Here is a 22,922-nt window from a genome sequence, read left to right on the forward strand (position 1 = left end):
TAACAGAAATGCAAAAGAATAAAAGGGCTATTAAGATGACACAGAGATGTTTTTCTCCTTTTTCTCCTGCTTCATCTTATCAATGATTCGTTTGGATTCAAATACGACAACCCCTGATAAACCGATGAGTCCGATTAAGTTTGGAATGGCCATCAGCCCATTGAGCATATCTGCCACACCCCAGACGAAATCATTCTTGAAGATGGCACCGAAAAAGACAGCGATGACAAACACAACACGATAATACATCACATAAGAGTCTTTCGCCAAATAAGTAAAGCATTTTTCGCCATAATATGACCAGCCAATAATGGTGGAATAAGCGAACAAAAGTAAGCCGATGGCCACAATGGTTGAACCGATTGGACCGAGGAAATGAGCAAAGGATAACGAGGTGAGTGCATCACTTTTTTCTGTGACATACATATCTGCCATGACGATCGTAATACCTGTGATGGAGCAAACAATCATCGTATCAATGAATACTTGCGTCATTGACACAAGCGCTTGACGAGCGGGCATATCCGTTTTTGCTGCGGCCGCAGCGATTGGAGCAGACCCGAGACCTGCTTCATTGGAAAAGACCCCTCTCGCCACACCCCAGCGAATCACCGTACCGATAGCACCACCTGCAACCGCTTGACCAGTAAATGCGTCTGAAAAAATGAGCCCGACTGCGCCTGGGACAAGGTCGGCATTCATGACAAGAATGATCAGCCCGCAAATGACGTAGAATAATGCCATGACTGGTACAAAAATAGACGTCACCCGGCCAATGCTTTTAATTCCGCCTAAAATCACAAGGGCAGTAAAAACAGTAATGATGATGCCTGTGACCCATGTTGGGACTTGAAAGGTTGAATTCATGACACCAGAAATCGAATTTGACTGTACGAGATTCCCAATTCCAAAGGCAGCCGTGGCGCCAAAAATAGCAAACAGCACCCCAAGCCATTTTTGCTTCAAGCCATGCTCCAAATAATACATCGGCCCGCCAGACATTTCGCCTTTTTCATTTTTCACACGATATTTCACGGCAAGAACAGCTTCAGCATATTTTGTCGCCATGCCAAAGAATGCAGCAAACCACATCCAAAACACGGCGCCTGGTCCGCCGGCAATGACAGCAGAGGCGACCCCTACAATATTTCCCGTTCCAACCGTTGCAGCTAGAGCTGTCATTAATGCTTGGAAGTGAGAAATATCACCTTCTGATGTCTTGTCTTGCTTTGAAAATGCAAGCTTGAGTGAATAGGGAAGCAGCCTAATCTGAATAAAAAGCACTCGAAAGGTCAGGTAAATCCCTGTTCCCACGATCAAAAGCAAGAGTGGCGGTCCCCATAATACGTCATTGATATTGCTGACAATCTGTTCAACCCATCCCATATGTATCCCCCTTTATTTGTGCAATTCTCCTAAAGTGTCTCCTTTTTTTGTATAATGTGTCAATGCCGATGAGAGTTTTTCTTGCAAAGTTTTCAAAAGAAAAAGGGCTTGATATGATAGAGAAAAGGTTTTCGAAAAGAACTCTTAGGGAAAAGATAGGAGGAGAATGAAGGATGATTCATGTGTTATTTGTGTGTCTTGGCAATATTTGCAGGTCACCGATGGCAGAGGCCATATTTAGAAAAAAAGTAGAAGATGAGGGGCTTAGCGAGCACTTTGTGATTGATTCAGCAGGTATTGGCGGCTGGCATCAAGGCAGTCCCCCGCATGAAGGAACGCGAAAGCTGCTTGATGAAAAAGGCATCAGCTATGAAGGAATGTCCGCAAGACAAATCATGGATGAGGACATCACAACATATGACTATATCATTGCGATGGATGCTGAAAATGTAGGGGCACTTCGCAGTATAGCCGGCTATGGGAAACATCACTTTATTGGCCGTCTTCTTGATTTTGTAGAAGACGACGATCGAGATGATGTGCCAGATCCTTATTACACTGGAAACTTTGAGGAAGTCCATGAATTAATTGAAACAGGAATTGACCGTTTTTTGACGTATGTAAAGAAAGAGAACCACCTTTAACTGAAAGGAGATCAGACGAGATGGAAGAAAAAAATCAAATCGTGCTCCGAGGAGCTCTCTTAGGTGCAGCTTGCGGCGCATTGCTGACTTTATTTCATCGGCCAACAAGAATTGCACTCAAAGACAAATGGAATGACTGCCAGCAAAAGCTTGATGAGTACCGTGAGGAGCCAGGCAGAATATCGGCTTGCATGAAAGAAAAGATGGAAGAAACGAAGCAGCTGATGCGAACAGTCTCAGATGATTTGTCATTTTTAAATGAACAGGTCAATCAGTTAAAGGAAACAACCCCAAGGGTATTAGAAATTATTGAAGAAACAAAGGAGCACTTTCAATCGAAACAGACAGATTGATCATTGGAGATGAGGCGTATGGGTTTTATTAAAGCGTTAATTGAACGCTTTTTGCTGCATGAAGGACCGGCAAAATCTGCTGAGCTTGCCTATTTCTTTTTGCTTTCATTATTTCCGTTTCTCATCTTCGTACTGACACTCGTTGGGTATTTGCCGCTGACGTCAAAGGATGTCCTAAGCGTCATTTCTGGCTATGCGCCAGAAGGAGCGCTTTCGATGATTGAATCCATCGCCGAACAGACGCTGAATAATCGTAATGGCGGGTTATTATCGTTCGGGATTATTGCCGCCCTTTGGTCAGCATCTAACGGCATTAATGCCGTCGTCAGAGCATTTAACCATGCTTACGAAGTTGAGGAAAATCGTTCCTTCATTCTCGTACGTTTAACATCGATCATTTTAACGATCGCGATGGTTTTGACCATTATTTTTGCCCTGATGCTACCTGTCTTTGGCAAAGAACTCGGTTTATTTGTCGCTAAATTAGTTGGGCAGTCAGACGCCTTTCTCACCGTATGGACTGCAATGAGATGGATCATTAGCCCGCTGATTTTATTGATTGTTTTTACATCCTTATACTATTTTGCTCCAAACATTAGGCTGAAATTAAAATTTGTTCTGCCAGGTGCCATTTTTGCATCGATTGGATGGATTTTGGTCAGCATGCTATTTTCATTTTACGTAGGCGAGTTTGCTAACTACAGTGCGATGTACGGAAGCATTGGGGGAATCATTATTTTAATGATCTGGTTTTATTTAACCGGCATCATGATTATCCTTGGCGGCGAGCTCAATGCGCTTTTACATAAGCGTAAAATCGTACCAGGCAAACTATAAAGAAATCCGGGCATCCTAAAGAAGAACGATCAAGTTCAATCTGAATGGATGGGGGAAACCACATATGTCCAAACAATCGAAAAAAGGCGGAAGCAATACGAAACAAAACAAAGGCCATCAGCCTAAGCACAAAACAAGCGGCAGTGCGAACGGGCAAAATGGATATCACTAAATGAAAAAAACTCCTCTGCATGGATGCAGGGGAGTTTTTAATTCAGAATCGTATATATCGTTTAAGGATAAAAGCGGCATCAGGCTTTGACTCATAGTGAGGATCTAACTCGAATCCGGCATTCATTGCTACACGTTCACTTCGAACATGACCTACGGGACAAAAAATTTCAAATCCATCGACTTTTGAAAAAAAAGTTTCTGTCATATATTTCACGATCGTTGTCACAATGCCCCGACCTTGCGCGTCTTGACGAATCCAATAACCGATATTGCCTATTTTCTGATTAAATGTCAGGCGGAACACCCCGATAATTTGGTCGTTCAGTTTAATGCCAGCTTCCAACCCTTTTTGTTCATTGTAGATGGTTTGAGTCGATTGAATAAACGTTTTGACATCCTCTATGCTTTTGCAGTGATGAACCCACGGTAGCCATTCCCCTAAATGAGCCTGATTCTCTTGAATAAGCTCCAATAATGTGTCCGCATCATCTAATTGTAGAGATGCCAAAGTCAATTCATTTGTGACGTCGTATGAAAACAAAGATCGACCCTCCATTTTAATGACTTTCCACCACTGCCGCCGTTCGCCCAAATCGAACGCAGAAAAACACGAATAATATCACGATGCTAACAAGGTAAAGTAAATTCATTCCTTCAAACGTTTGCACAAAGATTCCACCGAGAACAGGCCCGAGAATACTTCCCGCACTAAATGCCATTCCGCACATCAAATTTCCAGCAGGAAGCAGATGCTTTGGCAATAAGTCGGTCATATAACTGATGCCAAGTGAGAAGGTAGAGCCTACAGCCATTCCGGCAATAAAGAAACAAATCGCCACAGCCAAAACTGATTGAATGAAAATCCCCGCTAGTAAGAAAAAGAAAGATCCAACGAGTGTGACACATAAAATGATGCGGCGCCTGCCAAACCGGTCGCTGAGCATCCCGAGAGGTAGCTGAAAGACAATACTTCCAATGGCAAACGCAGGTAAAATAAACGCCACTGCATCTACGGTCACCCCGCTTCTGAGTGCATACACAGGGAAGTTGCTATTGAGTGTCGTTTCTAAAAAGCCATAGCAAAACGGCATCATAAAGGCGACCCAGCCAAATTGAAAAGCTTTCTTAAAGCGCTTTAAACTGTTTGTCTGCTCTGACGTCTGCACTTCGCCCGTATCTGGATATGTATTTTTCAAAACAAAAACAAGCAGCCAAATACATAAACTAACAGCACCGGAAACAATGAAAGGTAAAGATGGGTTGATTTCGATGAGTGGTGTTAAAAAAGGTCCAGCGGCAAAACCAAGTCCAAAGGATAACCCATACAATGAAATATTTCGCCCGCGATTTCTCGATGACGACGCATAGGTCACCCACGTCTGTGTAGAGAAATGCAGCATATGATCGCCAATCCCGATCATGAGCCGCAGGAAGAACCAGACAACATAAGATTCAAAAAACACAAAGCTGAACAAGCTTAAAAAAACAGCGGCGCCTCCAATGACAATTAACGGCTTAAACCCAAACCGGCGAAGCGGCGCTTCCATAAAGGGAGATGCTAGCAGCACGCCGAGATATAAGCCTGTGGCATGCAGTCCGTTTAACGTAGGAGAAGTCCCGGCATGTTCAAAAATAATCGAAATGACAGGCAATAACGCTCCCTGCGAAAAACCAGATACAGATACAAGTAAAATTAAAATCATAAAATGAATTCTCGACATAAGATGCTCCTTACAAGTTCATGTTTTCATCGTACAATGGAACCATAGGGGTTTCAATAGAAAGGTGGGAAAGGAATGAAACTGATATACGAATCAGGCGGGTGGATCGCGGGAATAGATGAAAGGCAGCTGTATATATCAGCAAATGAAGAAACGGGGTACAGGCCATCTCAATTATTCACCTCAGCTATTGCCGGCTGTTTTGGAGAAATGCTCATTCATGTATGCCGGAAAAAGCGAATATCCTGGGAAGGGCTGACGATTACTCCTGAAACGACAAGAGCAGGAGCTGTAAACAAAATCTCCCGTATTCATTTACATATTTTATTTGAAGGCGTCCGTACATCTGATGAACAAATAGAGAAAAGCATTAAACTGGCATTGAAGCATTGCGCGATGGTGCAGTCTGTGAAAGGTAGTATTGAAATCACCTTCTCACACGAGAAAATCTAAATGTATATGAAGCCGGCACTCACGAAAGAATAACAGTCAGACATATGTAAAGGAGAATGGCTGTATGAATCGTTTGTTTCTTGTGATTGTCGCAATTGGTGTGCCGCTATCGGTGATTGGCAGTTTTCTTCATTTTCCGCAGGTCATCATGTTTGCTGTGTATTGTATCGCCATTATTGGTCTTGCTAGTTTTATGGGAAGAGCCACAGAAAGTCTTGCCATCATAGCAGGTCCCAGAATTGGCGGGCTTTTAAACGCCACATTTGGAAATGCGGTGGAGTTAATTATTTCGTTTTTTGCATTAAAGCAAGGACTGACAGCCATCGTCCTTGCGTCGTTAACTGGCTCAGTGATCGGAAACTTACTGCTTGTGGCGGGGCTGTCTTTTTTCGTTGGCGGATTAAAATATAAGCGCCAAGTGTTCAATGTCCACGATGCAAGGCACAACTCGGGATTGCTCATGTTTGCCATTATTGTGGCGTTTGTCATTCCAGAAGTGTTTTCGGTGGAAATGGCTGAGGAGAAGCAATTTGTTTTAAGCATTGGCATTAGCATTGTGATGATTTTGCTTTATGTTGCTGCGCTCTATTTCAAACTAGTGAGCCACCGAGGTGTCTATGTTGCCAAGCAGGAGAGCTTGGACGGAGAGGCGGAGACGGAAGAAGAAATACCTGAATGGTCTGGTAAGTTTGCCACTTTGATTTTGCTGCTTGCAACGATGGCCGTTGCGTACATTTCAGAGCGCCTCGTTCATACATTTGATACGGTAGGGGAACAATTTGGCTGGAGTGAGCTGTTTATCGGAGTCATTATTGTGGCCATCGTAGGCAATGCCGCAGAACATGCCTCTGCTATTATCATGGCGTATAAAAACAAAATGGATGTCGCAGTGGAAATAGCTTTTGGTTCCACGCTTCAGGTTGCGATGATGGTGGCACCAATCCTTGTCATCAGTTCGCTTTTTTTCAATACGCAGATGCCACTCATTTTCTCCTTACCAGAGCTCATTGCGATGGCATCCGCCGTGTTACTCACAGTCATTTTATCTAATGACGGAGATACCAATTGGTTTGAAGGCGCCACATTACTTGCTGCCTATTTTATTATGGCGATTGGATTTTTCCTTTTATAATCTTTTGTGGATAAGGGACGCCTTTGCGGAAAATACTATGGAAAAATGAATGAGAAAGAGTGATGATATGAAAAAGATGCCCCGCATCATGTTTGTTGTTCTCTTATCCTTAAGTTTTCTATACAGCTTTCCAGCGGAGGCGGCAAAGCCATTTAAAGTGCCATCGTCTGTCGCCAGTATTTCTAAGGAGAATACGTATCCGAATGCGTCACAGGATCAGCCATTGCTCCAGCCGAGCGAGCTGACAGCCGAATTGTTTAAAACAACGAATGTGCCGATTGAGAATACCCATTTGATCAAAATGCTGAATGAATCCAGCATTTCAGGGACGCCATTAGCTGTTGGTTACCGCGCGACCATTTTCCTTGGAAGATGGGCACTGAGCTATGATTCAAACGAAACGGTCGCCAACTGGGAATACAAAAAAGTGAATACGAATCATATTGATAACAGAGGCGGCAACAAAACAGCCATTGGCAAATATGTTCAAAAGCAGCAAGTAAAAGTGAGCGGCGGGCTCACAGCAAAAGTGCCAAGCCCAGAAGATGTAAAAACATTGATGATGCAAAAAGCCATTCAAAAGACAAAGCTACCCCTCGCATTTGACACAGTCATTGGCGCAGGAACAAAACGAGATCAGTCATACCACGTCTCTCCGAAAAAAGCAGCATCGCTTCATGCCTATGCACCAGCGATTAATGAAAAAGGAAAGGTCACATACGGAGAAGTGTACCTTGTGCTTAAAGGAAATAAACGCAAACTCGTCGTGAAAAACGTGACCTCACAAGGAATCGGCGCTTGGATTCCTGTTCAGGATCACCTGACGTTTGGGTTTCAAGGGATGAATTAAAACAGTCATCTCCTCTTATCAAGGGGAGATGACTGTTTTTTTTGCTATTCGGGTTTCTCTTTTTTTCTTTTTAGCTCATTCATGTAAAAGTCAAAGGCGTTATATAAATACCATACGATAAAAAGAAAGAAGATCACTTTAGTAAATATCGTTAAGTTGTTGAAATTAAAACATAGACCAAGATAAGGGATGATCATAAATCCATAATAAGAAAACCACCATGTTTTAAAAATGAAACTCAGCTCCTTGGAAATTGTATACATTAACACCTTATCCATATATTACATTTTTTCAGGGAAATAAAAAAACCTTAGTAGAAGTTGATGAACCTAACGACTACTTTGGCTTAAGTTTTTTATTCCCCTAAATCCACATTATGATAAACCTGCTGCACGTCTTCAAGCTCTTCTAATACATCGATTAGTTTCTCGAATTGTTCTTTAGATTCATCATCTAATGTCACTTCATTTTGAGGAAGCATTGTGATTTCAGCGACAGTGAATTCTTCTACGCCGGCTTGTTTGAATGCTTCTTGTACTTGATGGAATTGATCTGGTTCAGCGTACACAATCACCGTTTCATCTTCTTCCATGATGTCACGTACATCAACGTCTGCTTCCATTAAAAGCTCAAGTGTTTCTTCTTCACTTTTTCCTTCGACACCGATGACAGCTGTTTGGTCAAACATGTAGGCAACAGAGCCGCTTACGCCCATGTTTCCACCATTTTTTCCGAAAGCCGCACGAACATCTGACGCTGTGCGGTTCACGTTATTGGTGAGGGCATCAACGATTACCATCGATCCGTTTGGACCAAATCCTTCGTAGCGCAGCTCATCGAAATTCTCTTCCGCACCGCCTTTGGCTTTTTCAATGGCACGGTCTACAATGTGTTTTGGGACACTATATGTTTTTGCACGTTCTAGGACAAAACGAAGTGCTTGGTTTGATTCTGGGTTTGGCTCACCTTGTTTGGCAGCCACATAGATTTCACGCCCGAATTTTGCGTAAATACGACTTGTACTGGCATCCTTTGATGCTTTCTTTTCTTTAATGTTGTTCCACTTACGACCCATCTTCTTCACTCTCTTTCACTTAGAAAATACACAGTATGAGGGTCCCCATGCTGCATGAAATCATTCTGTTTTCTATTATACATGAATTAGTCAAGAGGATAGAAGTTAGAGGGCTGAAATGAAGAGAATTCTTAACGGATGTGTCCAAGCTGTTCAAGCGTTTCATGTTTTTCGAGAGCCCGAGTCAGCTCGGCGCACCTAATAAATAAAGAAATAAGAGCCGATGATATAAAAAATAACCCCATCACAAATGAGGTTATTTTGCAGGCTGGGGATAAACGAGATCTTCAAGCAATTTGACATCATGCTGATGAAGTTGTTTGATCATTTCTTTTCGGACAGCGAGGGCAGCATCGAAGTATTTTTCGTCTTCGACCATTCCTTTCACTGTGAGCTCAATCCCGCGGTTCAGCTTGTTCAGACCCATAATGCCATGGACTTGAAACGGTTCAATGGCATGCTGGAATTCATCTTTTTTAAGAAAATCATGATGCATTTGATTTAAATTGTCACAGGCCGTTTCGAGTGCTTGAAAGGCGGTGTCTGGGTTTTGATTCGCACTAATTAATACAGACTCCGTAATCCGCATGTAGTGCATGTTATAGTTTTGAATTTGCCGGATGTCTCCGTTAGAAATGGTTAACAGCTTGCCGCTCCATTCTCTAATTTGCAGAGAGCGGAGACCAATTTCTTCAATCGTTCCATTAAACAGGTTATTCACTGTCACATAATCCCCTTTATGAATCTGACGTTCATAGATCAGGAAGATGCCTGCTAAAATATCGCGAATCAGCGTCTGGGCGCCAAAACCGATGACGATCCCGGCAACACCGGCACCTGCAAGAATTTTTCCAAAATCATGAAAGAAGAGAGAAATGACATAGAATACAAAGCAAATTGAAGCTGTGTACTTCGTCACAGATTTGACCAAGCTCTCGATCGTTTTCTTCTTCTTATCTTCAATAAACTCCGTTCGTTTAAAGAAAATCTGAAGGGCTTTGTTGATGATAAAGACGGCAAGCCAAAGAACAAGTCCAACAATTAGAATTTCAATGTATTTGTTCTTGACCACTGTCAGAAATGTATCGTCCATCTATCGGTTACCCCCTGGCTGTACGAGAAGTAAAATCAACATCTTGATAATAGCTGTTTTTCACAAGAACATTCGGACCGAGGCATTGTACGCTTGGACAATGACAATTCAGCTCTTTTGCTAATTTTGTGTCCATCCAGCGAGTATAAGCTGATTGCAATGTATCGGTCGCAATATTTCCAAGCGGCGGTGTATCGCCAAAGTCTGTCACAATAATATTCCCATCAAAAATATTCACATTCAACCGTGAGCGTCCGTCAGGGTCATTTCGTACCGTGACATGCTTCTCCTGGCGTAATCGTTTGAGGAGGCGCTGGTCTTCTTCATCTGTACTGCAAGAATAAAATGGCAGGGTGCCAAACAGCATCCATGTGTCTTGATCACGAATATCAAGCAGCTGATGAATCGCATCACGCATTTGCGGAAGCGTCAATGATTCAAGGGCGCTGGCAAAATCACTTGGGTACATCGGGTGAACTTCGTGGCGCTGGCATTTCATTTCCTCCACAATTTGCCGGTGGATGTGTTCAATATATGGAAGTGTGCGTTTATTAAGCATGGTTTCAGCAGATACGGTAACACCTGCTTTGACAAGTGCCCGGCTATTTTCAATCATGCGGTTAAATAATTTCTCGCGCTGCTCAAAGGTTGGTTTTCTGTCCATCATCGCAAAACCGACCGTTGCAAACTCTTCGACAGTTCCCCAGTTATGTGAGATGTGAAGAACATCTAAGTATGGAATAATCTCTTCATATCGCGCCAAATCAAGTGTTAAGTTTGAATTGATCTGTGTACGGACGCCGCGTTCATGGGCATACTTTAATAAAGGGACGACATATTCCCGCACAGATTTGAGAGAAAGCATCGGCTCTCCGCCTGTAATACTGATGGACCGCAGAAGCGGAACTTCATCTAAACGGCGAAGCAGTAAATCAAGCGGCAGTGCATTCGGGTCTTTTGGCTGCAAAGTATAGCCGACCGCGCAGTGCTCACATCTCATGTTACACAACGTCGTGGTTGTAAATTCAATATTTGTCAGCTTCATCTCCCCGTAATCCTGCACATCAAGATAGGCTTCCCAAGGGTCATATGCAGGTGTAATCGGACGAAGTGCTGTTTTTTGGTTCATGGTATCTATCTCCTTTTCATTCGGGCAAACGTGGACCCGCCAACAGTTAATTTTAAGCCCCATCACCGTTATACGCAAGTGGGGGTTTCATTGATTTACAAGGGAAAAAAAGATAAGCTAGAAACAAATGCTAAAGGGAGTGTATCTATGGGCAAGGCAGCAGACAGCAAAGAGCAGCAGGTTGATTATTTAAAGAACCGATTAGATATGTTTATGAATGTGATTGATTCATTAGATCCAGAATCAACAGATGTTGAGGATATAGACAGACTGATCCAGATGATTGACGACCTAGAAGCAAAATATGAACGGTTTAAAACCGATTGGAAGGAAGAATAGCTCGCACAGTGCGGGCTTTTTTCTTTAAATTGGCAGGTGAATCAGTGTATGAGTCTCGGTCTTATTCTGCACAATAGAAGAAAAACCGGGAAGTGACGTAAATGAAAAAATACATGCTCATCTGTTTATGTGCGCTTTTTGTATCCATGCCTCTCTCAGAAGCGGAAGCCGTGTCTAATCAGCCCGTCCATTGGGGATTTGCGAAAAGCAAAGAACACAAGCCAGCGGATGCGGGTAAAGAACTGAACGCCCTTTTAAAAAAGTATGATGCCTTCTATTTAGGAAGCACGAAAAAGAAAGAGATTTATTTTACCTTCGACAATGGCTATGAAAATGGGTACACGCCCAAGATCTTAGATGTGCTGAAAAAACATCAAGTGCCAGCCACCTTTTTTGTGACAGGTCACTTTGTCAAGGACCAGCCTGAGCTCGTTAAACGTATGGCGGAGGAAGGTCATATCATCGGCAACCATTCCTATCATCATCCAGATTTAACAACAAAGAGTACGAAAGAAATCAAAGAAGAGCTGGGACGCGTCAATGAAGCTGTATACAAAATCACTGGAAAACAAGACAACCTCTATCTTCGTCCGCCGCGCGGTGTATTCAGTGAAAGAGTGCTGAAGGAAACAAAAGAGCTCGGTTACCAAACCGTTTTCTGGTCAGTGGCGTTTGTGGACTGGCATATTCATCATCAAAAAGGAAAACAGTATGCTTACGATCAAATGATGAAGCAGGCGCACCCAGGTGCCATTTACTTACTTCATACCGTCTCAAGAGACAATGCCGAGGCATTGGATGATGCCATCACGTCACTGAAAAAACAAGGTTATTCCTTTAAAAGCCTAGACGATCTCATGCTTGAAAAAGTATGGCACCTGCCTCAGCTATAGAAAAAAAGCTTGCAGAAGACCTGCGAGCTTTTTCTTTATCCTTCTCTTATTTTACGCTGAAACAAAATCGGATGATGACGCGTGAAAGAGTCAATCAAGCCCTCACCGAAAATCGTGATACTTTGCTCCCAAGGATGTCCTAGCAAGCCCCAATGCATCTCTTTTGATAAAAAGAAATAATAATCCCCGTTCGGAAGCGCAGGCACTGTCCAATCTCCGAATTCATCTTTTTCAAATGAGCCGTATGGTGTGATCCAGTAGCATTCGTGCTGCCAATCAAGTGCCAGCATATATTCGTCTGTTCTGACAAGCTCCTGAAAAACAAGTCATGCTTTCTCTTCAAGGTCTTCATCTGCATGGAGAAGGGAAGAGTCCTCAAAATAAGCAGAAATATCATATGTAATGAAAGGAGAAGGTATGCGAAATGAGGGAAAACGAGAGAGGCTCGGATTAAATTTGAAATCTCGATAGAGCGTCTCCCATACGAGCTTTAGTTCTTGATGAGACAAAGGAATCCAGTTTTTTATCTAACCGCCTCCTCAGTCATTCACTCTACACATTATTTGAATATGCGGAACCATCCTTTATGCTTAAACCACAAAAGCATACCCGAGACGAGCAGACCCATGAAAATCAGTACGCCAAAATAGCCATACTTCCAGTGTAATTCAGGCATGTTATCAAAGTTCATTCCGTACACTCCAACAATAAAGGTCAATGGAATAAAGATGGTCGATACAATGGTCAGCGTCATCATGATTGCATTCATTCGGTTAGAATTCAGCGTCTGATAGCTGTCTCGTAAATCGGCTGTCATATCACGGTTTGATTCGACAATCTCTGTTAATTTCAGAAGGTGGTCATAGATATCATTGAAATAGGCTTGTCTATTTTTATCGTTTTTCATCATATTAATGTTCACGATACGATATAAAAGGTCTCTCATCGGAATAATTGTCCTTCTTAGCTTTAACAAGTCTGACCGAATTCCGAATACTTCGTTCATTAAAGTACCATACGTTTTATGACCTTCTTCATCTTCGATCTCATTTAACCTGTCTTCAATTTGATAAATAATCGGGAAATAATCATCAACCAGATCATCAATCAGCATGTAGGCAAGATGCTCAGGTCCACTATTTCGCGCGTGTTCAGATGCTTTTAGCTTTCGCATCACACGATCAATGTATGGTGCTTCCTTTAAATGAAAGGTGACAATAAAACTTTCCCCAACAAACAGGTCCACTTCCTCTGAACGAAGTGTTTTTTGATTGAGAGCATGAAGAACGAAAAATAAATACTCTTCATAAAAATCAAGCTTAGGCCGCTGTAAATAATGGAAGCAATCTTCAATTGAAAGCGGATGAAACTGAAAGAATTCCTTCAGCAGCGCTGCTTCCTTTTTCGTTGGCGCATGAAAGTCAATCCAATACCAGGCGATATCGGGGCTTGAAAGCTGGTGCAATGTTGCATGTTCAATCAAGTCTCCGTTCTTTGTCACTGCAAGTTTTTTCAGCATATACACCCCTCCAGACTTGCATTATATCATGAAGCAACGCCAGTGAACTTATACATTCTCTCCATAAAAAAGCCGATCTCATCACTGAGATCGGTCCATTGTGCGTGTATGATTGATGGATAAAACCGAGAATTAAGGACGATGGAACGTAACAAATTTATCTTGACGGTCAAACCAGCCTCTGAATGCCCAGTTATCCCAGCCGCCATCGCCGTTGTTTTTAAAGGTACCACTTTCAAATACCCAAATACCGTAAACAACGTTACCAAGATTAGCAGTTGCAAAAGTTTTCACGCCGTTAAAGCGGTCTTCATAATTTTGGCTTAGGTTAAAGACCATGACATTATATCTGCCACCAGCAGCATAGAATGTGCTTTCCATCACGCCTTTAACGAACCCAGGACGGTTTGCATTTGCGTTTACTGCGTTAACAATCGCATTGGCAATCCCAAGAACATCGAAGTTGACGTTAACATTAGGACTAGCTGTCGTTCCAGCTTTTCCTTCAGCAGCTTTGTTTAATACAGTTTGCTGTAGTGTAGTAGAGGCGGGTGTTGACGTTTTTTTCTCAGCAGCGTCAGCAAATACTGGCAGTGTCGAAGAAACAGCAGTGGCAAGGGCAATAGAAAGAATGGTTTTTTTCATTGGTCGGATCTCCTTTGTTTTAAAATGTTTGGGTCTTCCTTTTCGTAAAAAGTGAAACTAGGTGAAGCCGGTTATCAATGAGGTAAAATATGTTCCTGCAAGATAAAACAAATGATTGCCTAATCAGCTAATTCCTTTGTCACCTCCTTGATATGTCATAATTATACAAATTTTTTCGGGATAGAAGATATCACCCAGAGGTTCTATTTCTAATTTAAGGAAAATGATCCTAAAATATTGGAGGATCATGTCGAATATTAGCTGAATTCGACCAAAAACTTTCATCAGACCAAAAGGAGAATGACCACAAATAAGGAAGATATAACTGATAAATTCTTGTACTCTTTATATTCAAAAGTATTTAATATAGAGAATCATTCAAGCAAAATGAAACAATTGCATCTGCGCGTATTTGCAGAAAGGAAGAGGGAAAACATGTGGGAAAAACAGCTGGTGGTTGAACCGCCATATCACTTCGATCAAGTGCTAAGACGCTTATCAAATGATCCATTAAAAGCAGTCGATTTGAATAAAAGAGAAATCAAAGTACCAATCAGATTAGAACAAAAACCATACGTTGTCGTCGTTCAAGCCACCGGAACAAAAGAAGCACCCACGTTTCGGGTGAAAGGAAATGGTCCTGAGGAACCTCTCATATGTGAGGTGAAGCGGATATTTGGCATGGAGCATCAATTAGACGCTGTGCATGAGCATTTTTCTCAAACAAATCTAGCCCCCGTTTTTGAGCGTCATAAGGGGACACCGCTCATGCTGGATTTTCACTTATATCATTGCTTGATGAAATGCATCATTCATCAGCAGCTCAATCTGGCGTTTGCCTATGAACTCACAAAACGGTTTGTTCATACGTATGGCGAGCAAATAGAGGGGGTTTGGTTTGATCCTTTACCAGAAACCATCGCCTCACTTGAAACAGGGGAATTGAGAAAGCTCCAATTTAGTCAGCGGAAAGCGGAATATGTCATCGATGTCTCGAAGCGAATTGTGAGCGGCTCTCTTTGTTTAGAAGAATTACATGATTTAACTGATCTGGAGGTGGAAGAACGTCTGCTTCCAATTAGAGGGATTGGACCTTGGACAGTTCAAAATGTGCTCATGAATGGACTTGGAAGACCAAATCTCTTTCCGATGGCAGATATCGGGATTCAAAACGCCATCAAGCGGCATTTTGACCTGCCTGAAAAGCCGACAAAAGAAGAGATGGCAGCATTCAGCAAGGATTGGACTCCTTATTTAAGCTACGCTTCTTTATATTTATGGAGAAGCATTGAGACAGATAAATGAAAGGGATTTTCTCTCTTTGTCCAAGTCATGGTATACTAATGAGATGGAATAAAATGAAGACAACCTATCAACGGTTCAGATAGAACGGAGAGAATGAAGTGAAGGAAAAACAGCAAGGTGCCCTTTTGCAAAAGGGACAGCAGTTTCCGCTTACCATTAAACGCCTTGGCATTAATGGAGAAGGGGTCGGTTATTTTAAAAAGCAAGTAGTCTTTGTCCCGGGTGCTCTTCCAGGCGAAGAAGTGGTTGTGGAAGCAACGAATGTCCAAGCAAAATATGCAGAAGGTACGGTTAGGAAAGTTAGAAAGCGCTCCGAGCATCGAGTGAAACCGCCATGCCCAGTATACGAAGAGTGCGGCGGCTGTCAGCTTCAGCATTTGGCGTATGAGCAGCAGCTAAAGGAAAAACGAGATATTGTCATTCAATCAATGGAACGACATACGAAGATATCAGTTGAAAAGTTAGATATTCGACCAACGATCGGTATGGAAGATCCGTGGCACTACCGAAATAAAAGTCAGTTCCAAGTAGGGCGTTCTCATAGCGGCGACATCATTGCGGGGCTATACGGACTGAACTCTCATAAGCTTGTCCCGATCAAGGAATGCATCGTGCAGCATCCGAAAACGAACAAAACAACGGGCGTTGTCCGCAAAATTTTAGAGAAATTCGGTGTATCGGTCTACAATGAACGGACGAGAAAAGGCGATGTACGCTCAATTGTTGTGCGTGTCGGCTTTGAAACAGGGGAAGTGCAGGTCGTTCTTGTCACATCAAAGCCGGAATTTCCAAAGAAAAAAGAAATCGCCGAAGCCATTCAAAAACGTCTGCCAGAAGTGACGTCCATTATGCACAACATCAATGGTGAAAAAACGTCGGTCATCTTTGGCCATAAGACATCTCACCTAGCTGGCAACATGGTCATTCAAGAATTTTTAGGAGACGTCTCCTTTGAACTGAGTGCACGTGCTTTCTTCCAATTGAATCCGAAGCAAACGCTAAAGCTTTACGACGAAGCGAAAAAAGCGGCAAAACTAACTGGCAAAGAAAAAGTTGTCGATGCGTATTGCGGCGTTGGAACGATTGGGATGTGGCTTTCAGATGGCGCCAAAGAAGTACGAGGAATGGATGTCATCAAAGAATCGATTGATGATGCCAAGAAAAATGCCAAAAAACACGGCATGAAAAACGCGACCTATGTGACAGGAACAGCTGAACATTGGCTGCCAAAATGGGTCAAAGAAGGCTTCCGTCCTGACGTCATCGTCGTGGACCCGCCAAGAACAGGCTGCGAGAGCACCTTCTTAGACACCGTCAAACAAGTCAAGCCAAAACGCCTTGTCTACGTCTCTTGCAACCCATCAACACTAGCAAAAGACCTCGAATATATGTCAAAAGACTACAAAATCGAATACATGCAGCCAGTCGATATGTTCCCGCACACGGCACATGTGGAGACTGTTGTATCGCTCGTGAAAAAATAGACTTTAATCAAGGCTCGAAAATCAATATTAGATTTTCGAGCTTTTTTTTGTTTTGCGGGCATTTCTTTCATCAGACTTTTTCTAAATGAACATAAATACTTGCAATGTGTAAATTAGTACTATATAGTTCTAATTATGAAAAAAGTAAAATTAATGAATCAAAAACGTGTGCTTGAAGTAGCTGCAACTTTATTTTTAGAAAAAGGATTTGCTTATACAAGCATGGATGAATTAGTACGTGTAAGCAAAGTGTCAAAGTCTAATGTGTATTATCACTTTTCTAATAAGGAGGAATTATTAGAAGGGGTCGTTGATTATTGGATTGACATGTATCAATCTGCAATTGATGACGTACTATCTCAGAACCAATTTTTAGTTGAAGAACGTATCCAACTGTTTTTGAAGCAATTATCACAAGGAGTTCAATCGAGAGACTATAAAGGGAGTTGTCCATTTATTACTCTTTATATTCAAAGTCCTACACAGGCCACACAAATAAAAGAAAAAATAGGTCGGTTTTTTACAGGATTACAAAAGAAAGTTTCTCTATTACTGAAACAAGGAGTAGAGAATGGAGAATTCAGAAAGACGATTCATATTGATGAGGTTGCATCACTATTTATTACCAATCTTGAAGGCGCGTTATTTATTTCAGAAACATTGAAGGATGCCACTGTCATTACGAAAACAGCCGATCATATTTTTAACTTGCTTCGATAAAGAAGCTTTTTTTTCACACTAAATTAGTACTGATTAGTACTAAAAGGGAGATGTTTATATGAGAACAGTATTATTAATTGGTGGAACGGGCTTTATTGGAAAGGAGTTAGTGAAAGAATTAGTCAAAGAGGATGTGAACATTCTTCTTTTAGTGAGATCGAAAAGTAAGGCAACACGCACTTTTCAAGAAAGAGGCATCTTAAAAGAAGCAGTGATGCACTTTGTTGAAGGTGATTTGACGAAAGTCGATTTGGGTCTAAGTGTTGAAGATAAGGAGAAGGTGTTGAAAACGGATGTGATCATTCACGCAGGAGGACCCATGGATATTCAAACGACAAGTAAAAAGGCAGCTTCCGTCTTTTTAAATGGCGCCAAACATATGAGTGAATTAGCTAAAAGTATTCATCAATCGAAGGGCTTGCAGCAATTTATTCATGTTGTCGGTTATATGAGTCCCTTTGATGATCAAAATAGCAAGATTGAAATTGATGTGTTTAAAGAAGGAAACCATTATTTGAAAATAAAAAATCCATATGAGAGAACAAAATTTTTAGCAGATCTTTATATTCGTCAACAGGCATCAGCAGTAGGTTATCCGCTTTCTGTCATTAATCCGCCAACTGTCGTCGGCAGTAGTCAAACGGGGAGTACAGAGCAGATAGCAGGATTAGGTTTGCTTGTGAAGAGTATGCGAAGAGGGCTCATGCCGGTGATTCCTGGAGGTAAGGATTATAGGTTGCCACTTATTTCAAACGATGAGTTTGCGAGGTTTATTGTGCAGGTTTTCAGATTGGAGCAGCCAGCTATTCAAACATATACGCTTGTTGAAGACTGGCAGCACGATCAGAACATTGGTGAATTATTGAGTATGATGTCAGAAAGTATGAATATGAGGGCACCAAAAATCTCTGTCCCAATGCCACTAATGAAGGCTGTTATGAATAGTGGCGTAAGTAAAATTACTAAAATTCCTTCTGACGGACTGAATTTTATGACAAAACGAACATTCTCAAATGTTGCAGCGAAAAAAATAATGGGAGAAGATTGGTTTAAGAAGACGAGTGTCATGAAATTTTTCCCTGCTGTAGTAGCTGATCTGGATTATCGAATGATGAATCAAAACGGTAAGGATGATCATTTATTTAAACGAACACTATGTGATAACACGACCCTTTACCAATTAAAAGGAGAGGGTAAACCGTTTATTTTATTACATGGTTTATTGAGTGATGGAGAGGATTTATTCCCCTTAGCACAAGAGCTACATGAAAAAACGGGTCAACCTGTATGGATCTTGGATCTTCCAGGTTTGGGACGTTCTCCTTTTAAACGAGAGAAACAGCTTCTAGATATGTATTTGAATGTCTTGAAAAAGGTATTGGAGAAAGCGACGAATGGTGCACATCTAATCGGCCATTCATTCGGTGCGTATATTCTCTTGGAAGCATTGGTACAAGAGTACATCGATCAGAAGTATTCAATCACTTTACTTCAGCCGCCTGTTGATAAGAAAAATGCTGCATCGCGACATGTTCCTCAATTGATGAACAAATGGACATTGAAATGGGCAACGACTAATATGATAGGGCGTTATGTATTAAGGAATGGTTTGTTTGAAAATACGGAGAGCATCCCTGAACATTATATTGAAAAAGTCAGAAATAGTTTTACGTCTCCTAGAATATTAAATACGACGGTTCAGCTTAACCATTTACTACAGATAACCAATCAAGATGATTTCAATGAGGTCACAAAGGATCGTCTTCATATTATTTGGGGGGATTATGACAAAGGCTATTCTGCCCCGTCACATCTTGGCAAGGTTGATTTTGTTCCATATGGTCATCATTTCCCACTTAGCCATCCGAGTGAAACGGCAACATTGGTCATAAGGCAGATGAGGGTATGGGATAAATAAAAGGTTTGAGGTAGACCAGCCTGGCTAAAAAATTTTAATAGTAGGATACTTGATGAAATCGTGAGAAACAAAGTAAAACGTATGAATGAAATAGAGGAGGATGAGAATGAGCCAATTCGATATTCTAACAAAATACATACCGCTGCTTCAGGAAGATCCTATTGGAGAATGGGTGATCGATCAAGAAAATGATGGAACAGCTGAACATCCGATTCAAATGCCTTTTGTGAAATATTCCGAAACGGTCCGTCACTTGATTGAAGATATTTATACCTTTGCAGAACAACACGAAGAGATGGGGCTTATCCGCTACAGAGAGATCCTTAGAGAAAATGGGATTGAATCGGGAATGAATGATATGGAGAATGTGGACATTTCAAATTTAAATGCACAGTGTGTGCTTGCTCTTATGATGGAGGTTGTGAGAGCCGAACGATTTAGCGAGGGTGCCATACTCAATTTCTTTAAAAGCGGAGCTATTGTAAAGTGCCTAGAAAGATTGGATTGTTTAGAGTGATCAAATGAAAAGTAAAACAGATGCAGCCAACACTTTTCCTCCTATGAAAATAGAAGAAATCGATAACATTTTATTAAATGATCTTGATGCAGTAAAAATGGAAAAAGAAGATGAGCGTATAAAATTCATTTTACAAGATCCCTATTGTCCTGATAAAAGTGATATTCACAGTGTGTATGTCATCTATAAAAAGTCTATACTCAATTTACTTGAAGGTAGGATACGTTCTATTCATAGTCATGAATTCATGAATGCTAAGAAAAAGGATCGAACGATTTCTAAAGAAGATATTGAATATGTACTAGAGATGGCTACAGTTGTGGTTCTTGCAAGTGAAAATAATGGAATATTAACAAATTATTTTTATAGCGGAGTCGGTGAAAGGTTAGATCGTATTTTTAATCTATGCTTAGGTTATTCTTCAGATTTACAGAAAAAAGAGAACAAAGTAAGTTTGCAACGGTTTATGAATGATATAAAGATTGTTGAAGAGATGGGCTTGTTAGAAAAATTTTAGAATAATGAGCAAAACCTAGATGTTAGAGACATCTAGGTTTTTTCGCGCTTTTGAAAAATTTATTCAACTTCATGTTGACCTTCCCCTTAACTGAAAGGTTTATACTTTGATCAGATCAACAAAACGGAGGAGATGCAGGATGTTCAAGATCGGCGATTTTTCTATGTTAAGTAAAGTGCCTGTTAAAACCTTAAGATATTATGACCAAATTGATTTATTAAAGCCTAAGCAGATTGATCAAGATTCAGGATACCGTTATTACTCAGCTGAACAGCTGCTTGAGGTCAACCGAATTTTTCTGTACAAGGAATTGGGCTTTACGTTAAAGCAAATGGCTCAGCTTCTTCGTGAAGATATCTCAGTAGAGCAGATTCAGGGCATGTTTCTGCTGAAAGAAAGTGAAATTCAGCAATTGATCGAGAGAGAACAACAGAAATTAGCGCGTATTAAGGAGCGGATGCGCCTCATCAAACGAGAGGGATGTGTTGAAAAAGAACAGGAGGTCATCATCAAATCTGTTGAAAGCAAACGCATCATGTCTTTCCAATCCAATGGAACTGTTGACGACATTCCTTCATTCTTTCAAACGTTTCATCATTTATTACTTAAACATCAACAAGAATCGATCTCGGGACCACAAGTGGTGCTATGGAGGGAATCATTCGAAAAAGAAAGTGAGTTCGAATTTGAGGTGGGGTATTCCGTCAAAGCGTTAAGGGGCACTCTTCCTCAAGGGATCACGATTCGCACGTTACCTGCTGAAGAAACCATGGCGACATTATTATTTCATTCCCATTCTCCATCTGCACAAACAGCTTGTATTGACCTGGCGACATGGATCGAAAATAATGGATACCGCGTGAAAGAAGACCAGCCAGGCCGAGAGATTTATTACCCATTGTCTGAAAATGAAGAAGGCAGACTCATTGAAATTCAAATTCCGATTATAGATGAAATCAAATCGTAAACAGTGCCCAAAGGAGAAACGTCACGATGAAAAATAAAACCGTTGTCTATTTACTTGCATTAGCAGCCTTTTTAATCGGAACAATCGAATATATCATTACAGGCATTATCCAGATGGTCGCAGATGATTTACATGTCACGACGTCTGCCGCTGGATTATTGGTCACGTCTTTAGCGCTCTCAGCGGCAATCGGCGCACCGATTGTCATTGCACTGACCATCAATATAGACCGCAAAAAAATACTGTCATGGATGTTAATTATTTTTATTTTAAGTAATGTCATCACAAGTGTCAGCCATTCGTTTGAAATGGTGATGATGACAAGGATTTTACAAGGAATCAGTGGGGGAACGGCTATTGTGGTGGCAATGGCTGTTGCGACTCGTCTTGTAGAACGTGAAAAAAGAGGAACAGCTATTGGTATCATTTTAATGGGACTCAGCAGCTCCTTGGTTTTAGGCGTTCCAATCGGGACATTTCTAAGCAGTATGATCGGATGGAAAGCATTATTCGCAGCCATTGGATTGATCACGCTTATTCCGCTGATTGTTGTGTATAGGCGAATCCCCTCTATGAAAGAACAAGAACCGGTGACGCTTCGTATGCAGTTATCGATTTTAAAAGACAAGCGAATATTACTGGCGGTGGCAGTGACGCTATTCTATGTAGGTGGATATTCCACGTTGTTTACCTATTTAACGCCCTTTCTGCAAGCATCAGCAAATCTTAGCATCACAGAAATCAGTGGCATTTTGTTACTAGCAGGAATATGCAGCTTTTTGGGCTCCAGCCTTGGAGGGATGGCGGCAGATAAAAAAGGCCCAATATTCACGATTTTCTCAGGAATCATTTTGCAAATCATCATGCTCTTGCTGCTATCATTTGTCACAGGTAATCTCGTGTTCATGGTGGCTGTCATCATGATATGGATGATCGCTACATGGAGCACATCACCAGCTCAGCAGCTATATCTTGTCACACTTGTACCAAAATCTCCTGATATCGCATTAAGTGTCAATACATCATTTATTCAATTCGGATTTGCCTTAGGCTCTGGTGTAGGAGGGATTGTGCTAAGCGAAACATCTATATTAAACCTAAGCTGGATCAGTGCTGGCACGGTTTTTCTCGCTCTACTCATGACCATTCTAATGGTAGCGTTTGACCGATTTTCTCAATGCAAGAGTTTGAAGGTGATCGAGCAAGGAAGCTAACTTACATTCAATGTTGTATGAAAGGAACTACTTATTT

At 41.4% G+C, this 22,922-nt stretch carries 24 protein-coding genes and 1 pseudogene; 16 read left to right on the plus strand and 9 right to left on the minus strand.

Annotated elements, in window-relative coordinates; translation table 11 throughout:
• Positions 1 to 30: 30 nt before the first annotated feature.
• A complete protein-coding gene (locus tag MKZ05_RS04010; protein WP_003218008.1) occupies positions 31 to 1,386 on the minus strand; it encodes a sodium:alanine symporter family protein in 1,356 nt (451 codons plus the stop codon).
• A 173-nt stretch (positions 1,387 to 1,559) separates the two neighbouring features.
• Between MKZ05_RS04010 and MKZ05_RS04015 the strand changes: the two genes are divergently transcribed.
• The 3 genes from MKZ05_RS04015 to MKZ05_RS04025 are packed head-to-tail and all read left to right on the plus strand — an operon-like array spanning position 1,560 to position 3,220.
• Positions 1,560 to 2,030, plus strand: a complete 471-nt coding sequence (locus MKZ05_RS04015; protein ID WP_050944791.1) for a low molecular weight protein-tyrosine-phosphatase — start codon at positions 1,560 to 1,562, stop codon at positions 2,028 to 2,030.
• Between the two features lie 20 nt (positions 2,031 to 2,050).
• The gene (locus MKZ05_RS04020; RefSeq protein WP_339161501.1) at positions 2,051 to 2,383 is read left to right on the plus strand and encodes a YtxH domain-containing protein; all 333 of its coding nucleotides are present in this window, start codon (positions 2,051 to 2,053) and stop codon (positions 2,381 to 2,383) included.
• An 18-nt stretch (positions 2,384 to 2,401) separates the two neighbouring features.
• Positions 2,402 to 3,220, plus strand: a complete 819-nt coding sequence (locus tag MKZ05_RS04025) for a YhjD/YihY/BrkB family envelope integrity protein (RefSeq protein ID WP_044139737.1) — start codon at positions 2,402 to 2,404, stop codon at positions 3,218 to 3,220.
• Positions 3,221 to 3,434: 214 nt separating this feature from the next.
• On the opposite strand, the gene MKZ05_RS04030 is transcribed toward MKZ05_RS04025, so the two are convergent.
• Positions 3,435 to 3,935 carry a GNAT family N-acetyltransferase gene (locus tag MKZ05_RS04030; RefSeq protein ID WP_339161502.1) on the minus strand — a complete coding sequence of 167 codons (501 nt, stop codon included), beginning with the start codon at positions 3,933 to 3,935 and terminating at the stop codon, positions 3,435 to 3,437.
• A gap of 16 nt (positions 3,936 to 3,951) precedes the next feature.
• A complete protein-coding gene (locus tag MKZ05_RS04035) occupies positions 3,952 to 5,115 on the minus strand; it encodes an MFS transporter (protein ID WP_003218010.1) in 1,164 nt (387 codons plus the stop codon).
• A gap of 75 nt (positions 5,116 to 5,190) precedes the next feature.
• Between MKZ05_RS04035 and MKZ05_RS04040 the strand changes: the two genes are divergently transcribed.
• The 3 genes from MKZ05_RS04040 (at position 5,191) to MKZ05_RS04050 (ending at position 7,550) form a co-directional block, all read left to right on the plus strand.
• The gene (locus MKZ05_RS04040) at positions 5,191 to 5,568 is read left to right on the plus strand and encodes an OsmC family protein (protein WP_106030315.1); all 378 of its coding nucleotides are present in this window, start codon (positions 5,191 to 5,193) and stop codon (positions 5,566 to 5,568) included.
• 64 nt (positions 5,569 to 5,632) lie between these two features.
• Entirely contained in the window at positions 5,633 to 6,700 is a 1,068-nt protein-coding gene (gene cax / locus MKZ05_RS04045; RefSeq protein WP_322000655.1) for a calcium/proton exchanger, read from the plus strand.
• 88 nt (positions 6,701 to 6,788) lie between these two features.
• A complete protein-coding gene (locus tag MKZ05_RS04050; protein ID WP_223251243.1) occupies positions 6,789 to 7,550 on the plus strand; it encodes a YfkD famly protein in 762 nt (253 codons plus the stop codon).
• Between the two features lie 355 nt (positions 7,551 to 7,905).
• On the opposite strand, the gene MKZ05_RS04055 is transcribed toward MKZ05_RS04050, so the two are convergent.
• The 3 genes from MKZ05_RS04055 to yfkAB form a co-directional block, all read right to left on the minus strand.
• The gene (locus MKZ05_RS04055; RefSeq protein WP_012009270.1) at positions 7,906 to 8,625 is read right to left on the minus strand and encodes a YebC/PmpR family DNA-binding transcriptional regulator; all 720 of its coding nucleotides are present in this window, start codon (positions 8,623 to 8,625) and stop codon (positions 7,906 to 7,908) included.
• Positions 8,626 to 8,881: 256 nt separating this feature from the next.
• Positions 8,882 to 9,718 (minus strand): mechanosensitive ion channel domain-containing protein, encoded by an 837-nt coding sequence (locus MKZ05_RS04060; protein WP_111913178.1) that lies wholly within the window; start codon positions 9,716 to 9,718, stop codon positions 8,882 to 8,884.
• Positions 9,719 to 9,725: 7 nt separating this feature from the next.
• On the minus strand, positions 9,726 to 10,847 hold the full coding sequence (gene yfkAB / locus MKZ05_RS04065; protein WP_050944782.1) for a radical SAM/CxCxxxxC motif protein YfkAB: 1,122 nt from the start codon (positions 10,845 to 10,847) through the stop codon (positions 9,726 to 9,728).
• Between the two features lie 147 nt (positions 10,848 to 10,994).
• On the opposite strand from yfkAB, the gene MKZ05_RS04070 reads away from it, so the two are divergent.
• A complete protein-coding gene (locus MKZ05_RS04070; RefSeq protein ID WP_003218031.1) occupies positions 10,995 to 11,186 on the plus strand; it encodes an SE1561 family protein in 192 nt (63 codons plus the stop codon).
• A 101-nt stretch (positions 11,187 to 11,287) separates the two neighbouring features.
• On the plus strand, positions 11,288 to 12,079 hold the full coding sequence (gene pdaA, locus MKZ05_RS04075; RefSeq protein ID WP_003218060.1) for a delta-lactam-biosynthetic de-N-acetylase: 792 nt from the start codon (positions 11,288 to 11,290) through the stop codon (positions 12,077 to 12,079).
• Positions 12,080 to 12,114: 35 nt separating this feature from the next.
• Here pdaA and MKZ05_RS04080 read toward each other — a convergent pair.
• The 3 genes and pseudogenes from MKZ05_RS04080 to MKZ05_RS04090 all read right to left on the minus strand — a co-directional run bounded on the left by MKZ05_RS04080 (position 12,115) and on the right by MKZ05_RS04090 (position 14,243).
• Positions 12,115 to 12,606 (minus strand): annotated as a pseudogene (locus MKZ05_RS04080) (DUF2716 domain-containing protein).
• A 32-nt stretch (positions 12,607 to 12,638) separates the two neighbouring features.
• Positions 12,639 to 13,598, minus strand: a complete 960-nt coding sequence (gene corA / locus MKZ05_RS04085) for a magnesium/cobalt transporter CorA (protein WP_339161504.1) — start codon at positions 13,596 to 13,598, stop codon at positions 12,639 to 12,641.
• A gap of 132 nt (positions 13,599 to 13,730) precedes the next feature.
• Complete coding sequence (locus MKZ05_RS04090) at positions 13,731 to 14,243, minus strand: stress protein (RefSeq protein ID WP_339161506.1); 513 nt, start codon at positions 14,241 to 14,243, stop codon at positions 13,731 to 13,733.
• Between the two features lie 435 nt (positions 14,244 to 14,678).
• Here MKZ05_RS04090 and MKZ05_RS04095 point away from each other — a divergent pair, with 435 nt between their 5' ends.
• The 8 genes from MKZ05_RS04095 to MKZ05_RS04130 all read left to right on the plus strand — a co-directional run bounded on the left by MKZ05_RS04095 (position 14,679) and on the right by MKZ05_RS04130 (position 22,885).
• Positions 14,679 to 15,548, plus strand: coding sequence for a DNA-3-methyladenine glycosylase (locus tag MKZ05_RS04095; protein WP_284907668.1), 870 nt, complete (start codon positions 14,679 to 14,681; stop codon positions 15,546 to 15,548).
• A 98-nt stretch (positions 15,549 to 15,646) separates the two neighbouring features.
• Positions 15,647 to 17,032 carry a 23S rRNA (uracil(1939)-C(5))-methyltransferase RlmD gene (gene rlmD, locus MKZ05_RS04100; RefSeq protein ID WP_339161509.1) on the plus strand — a complete coding sequence of 462 codons (1,386 nt, stop codon included), beginning with the start codon at positions 15,647 to 15,649 and terminating at the stop codon, positions 17,030 to 17,032.
• A 153-nt stretch (positions 17,033 to 17,185) separates the two neighbouring features.
• Positions 17,186 to 17,752: a TetR/AcrR family transcriptional regulator gene (locus tag MKZ05_RS04105; protein WP_137055526.1), complete on the plus strand. Its 567-nt coding sequence runs from the start codon at positions 17,186 to 17,188 to the stop codon at positions 17,750 to 17,752.
• Positions 17,753 to 17,810: 58 nt separating this feature from the next.
• Entirely contained in the window at positions 17,811 to 19,670 is a 1,860-nt protein-coding gene (locus MKZ05_RS04110) for an alpha/beta fold hydrolase (RefSeq protein ID WP_339161511.1), read from the plus strand.
• Between the two features lie 106 nt (positions 19,671 to 19,776).
• Positions 19,777 to 20,187, plus strand: a complete 411-nt coding sequence (locus tag MKZ05_RS04115; RefSeq protein ID WP_251191481.1) for a DUF6508 domain-containing protein — start codon at positions 19,777 to 19,779, stop codon at positions 20,185 to 20,187.
• Between the two features lie 4 nt (positions 20,188 to 20,191).
• Positions 20,192 to 20,704, plus strand: coding sequence for a hypothetical protein (locus tag MKZ05_RS04120; RefSeq protein ID WP_050944775.1), 513 nt, complete (start codon positions 20,192 to 20,194; stop codon positions 20,702 to 20,704).
• 139 nt (positions 20,705 to 20,843) lie between these two features.
• Positions 20,844 to 21,671 carry a MerR family transcriptional regulator gene (locus MKZ05_RS04125; protein ID WP_268459421.1) on the plus strand — a complete coding sequence of 276 codons (828 nt, stop codon included), beginning with the start codon at positions 20,844 to 20,846 and terminating at the stop codon, positions 21,669 to 21,671.
• 26 nt (positions 21,672 to 21,697) lie between these two features.
• Positions 21,698 to 22,885, plus strand: a complete 1,188-nt coding sequence (locus MKZ05_RS04130; protein WP_339161515.1) for an MFS transporter — start codon at positions 21,698 to 21,700, stop codon at positions 22,883 to 22,885.
• Positions 22,886 to 22,922 lie beyond the last annotated feature (37 nt).

Origin of the sequence: Bacillus sp. FSL M8-0277 (genome assembly GCF_037975305.1) — a bacterium.
GTDB classification, from domain to species: Bacteria; Bacillota; Bacilli; order Bacillales; family Bacillaceae; genus Bacillus; species Bacillus pumilus.

Bases quoted from the DNA above. Each gene is read 5' to 3' on its own strand.
- yfkAB (WP_050944782.1), bottom strand. From the start codon at position 10,847: ATGAACCAAAAAACAGCACTTCGTCCGATTACACCTGCATATGACCCT.
- cax (WP_322000655.1), top strand. From the start codon at position 5,633: ATGAATCGTTTGTTTCTTGTGATTGTCGCAATTGGTGTGCCGCTATCG.
- MKZ05_RS04055 (WP_012009270.1), bottom strand. From the start codon at position 8,625: ATGGGTCGTAAGTGGAACAACATTAAAGAAAAGAAAGCATCAAAGGAT.
- MKZ05_RS04095 (WP_284907668.1), top strand. From the start codon at position 14,679: ATGTGGGAAAAACAGCTGGTGGTTGAACCGCCATATCACTTCGATCAA.
- MKZ05_RS04115 (WP_251191481.1), top strand. From the start codon at position 19,777: ATGAGCCAATTCGATATTCTAACAAAATACATACCGCTGCTTCAGGAA.
- MKZ05_RS04020 (WP_339161501.1), top strand. From the start codon at position 2,051: ATGGAAGAAAAAAATCAAATCGTGCTCCGAGGAGCTCTCTTAGGTGCA.
- MKZ05_RS04060 (WP_111913178.1), bottom strand. From the start codon at position 9,718: ATGGACGATACATTTCTGACAGTGGTCAAGAACAAATACATTGAAATT.
- pdaA (WP_003218060.1), top strand. From the start codon at position 11,288: ATGAAAAAATACATGCTCATCTGTTTATGTGCGCTTTTTGTATCCATG.
- MKZ05_RS04025 (WP_044139737.1), top strand. From the start codon at position 2,402: ATGGGTTTTATTAAAGCGTTAATTGAACGCTTTTTGCTGCATGAAGGA.
- MKZ05_RS04105 (WP_137055526.1), top strand. From the start codon at position 17,186: ATGAATCAAAAACGTGTGCTTGAAGTAGCTGCAACTTTATTTTTAGAA.
- MKZ05_RS04035 (WP_003218010.1), bottom strand. From the start codon at position 5,115: ATGTCGAGAATTCATTTTATGATTTTAATTTTACTTGTATCTGTATCT.
- MKZ05_RS04130 (WP_339161515.1), top strand. From the start codon at position 21,698: ATGAAAAATAAAACCGTTGTCTATTTACTTGCATTAGCAGCCTTTTTA.
- MKZ05_RS04015 (WP_050944791.1), top strand. From the start codon at position 1,560: ATGATTCATGTGTTATTTGTGTGTCTTGGCAATATTTGCAGGTCACCG.
- MKZ05_RS04125 (WP_268459421.1), top strand. From the start codon at position 20,844: ATGTTCAAGATCGGCGATTTTTCTATGTTAAGTAAAGTGCCTGTTAAA.
- MKZ05_RS04070 (WP_003218031.1), top strand. From the start codon at position 10,995: ATGGGCAAGGCAGCAGACAGCAAAGAGCAGCAGGTTGATTATTTAAAG.
- MKZ05_RS04010 (WP_003218008.1), bottom strand. From the start codon at position 1,386: ATGGGATGGGTTGAACAGATTGTCAGCAATATCAATGACGTATTATGG.
- MKZ05_RS04110 (WP_339161511.1), top strand. From the start codon at position 17,811: ATGAGAACAGTATTATTAATTGGTGGAACGGGCTTTATTGGAAAGGAG.
- MKZ05_RS04040 (WP_106030315.1), top strand. From the start codon at position 5,191: ATGAAACTGATATACGAATCAGGCGGGTGGATCGCGGGAATAGATGAA.
- MKZ05_RS04090 (WP_339161506.1), bottom strand. From the start codon at position 14,243: ATGAAAAAAACCATTCTTTCTATTGCCCTTGCCACTGCTGTTTCTTCG.
- MKZ05_RS04050 (WP_223251243.1), top strand. From the start codon at position 6,789: ATGTTTGTTGTTCTCTTATCCTTAAGTTTTCTATACAGCTTTCCAGCG.
- MKZ05_RS04120 (WP_050944775.1), top strand. From the start codon at position 20,192: ATGAAAAGTAAAACAGATGCAGCCAACACTTTTCCTCCTATGAAAATA.
- corA (WP_339161504.1), bottom strand. From the start codon at position 13,598: ATGCTGAAAAAACTTGCAGTGACAAAGAACGGAGACTTGATTGAACAT.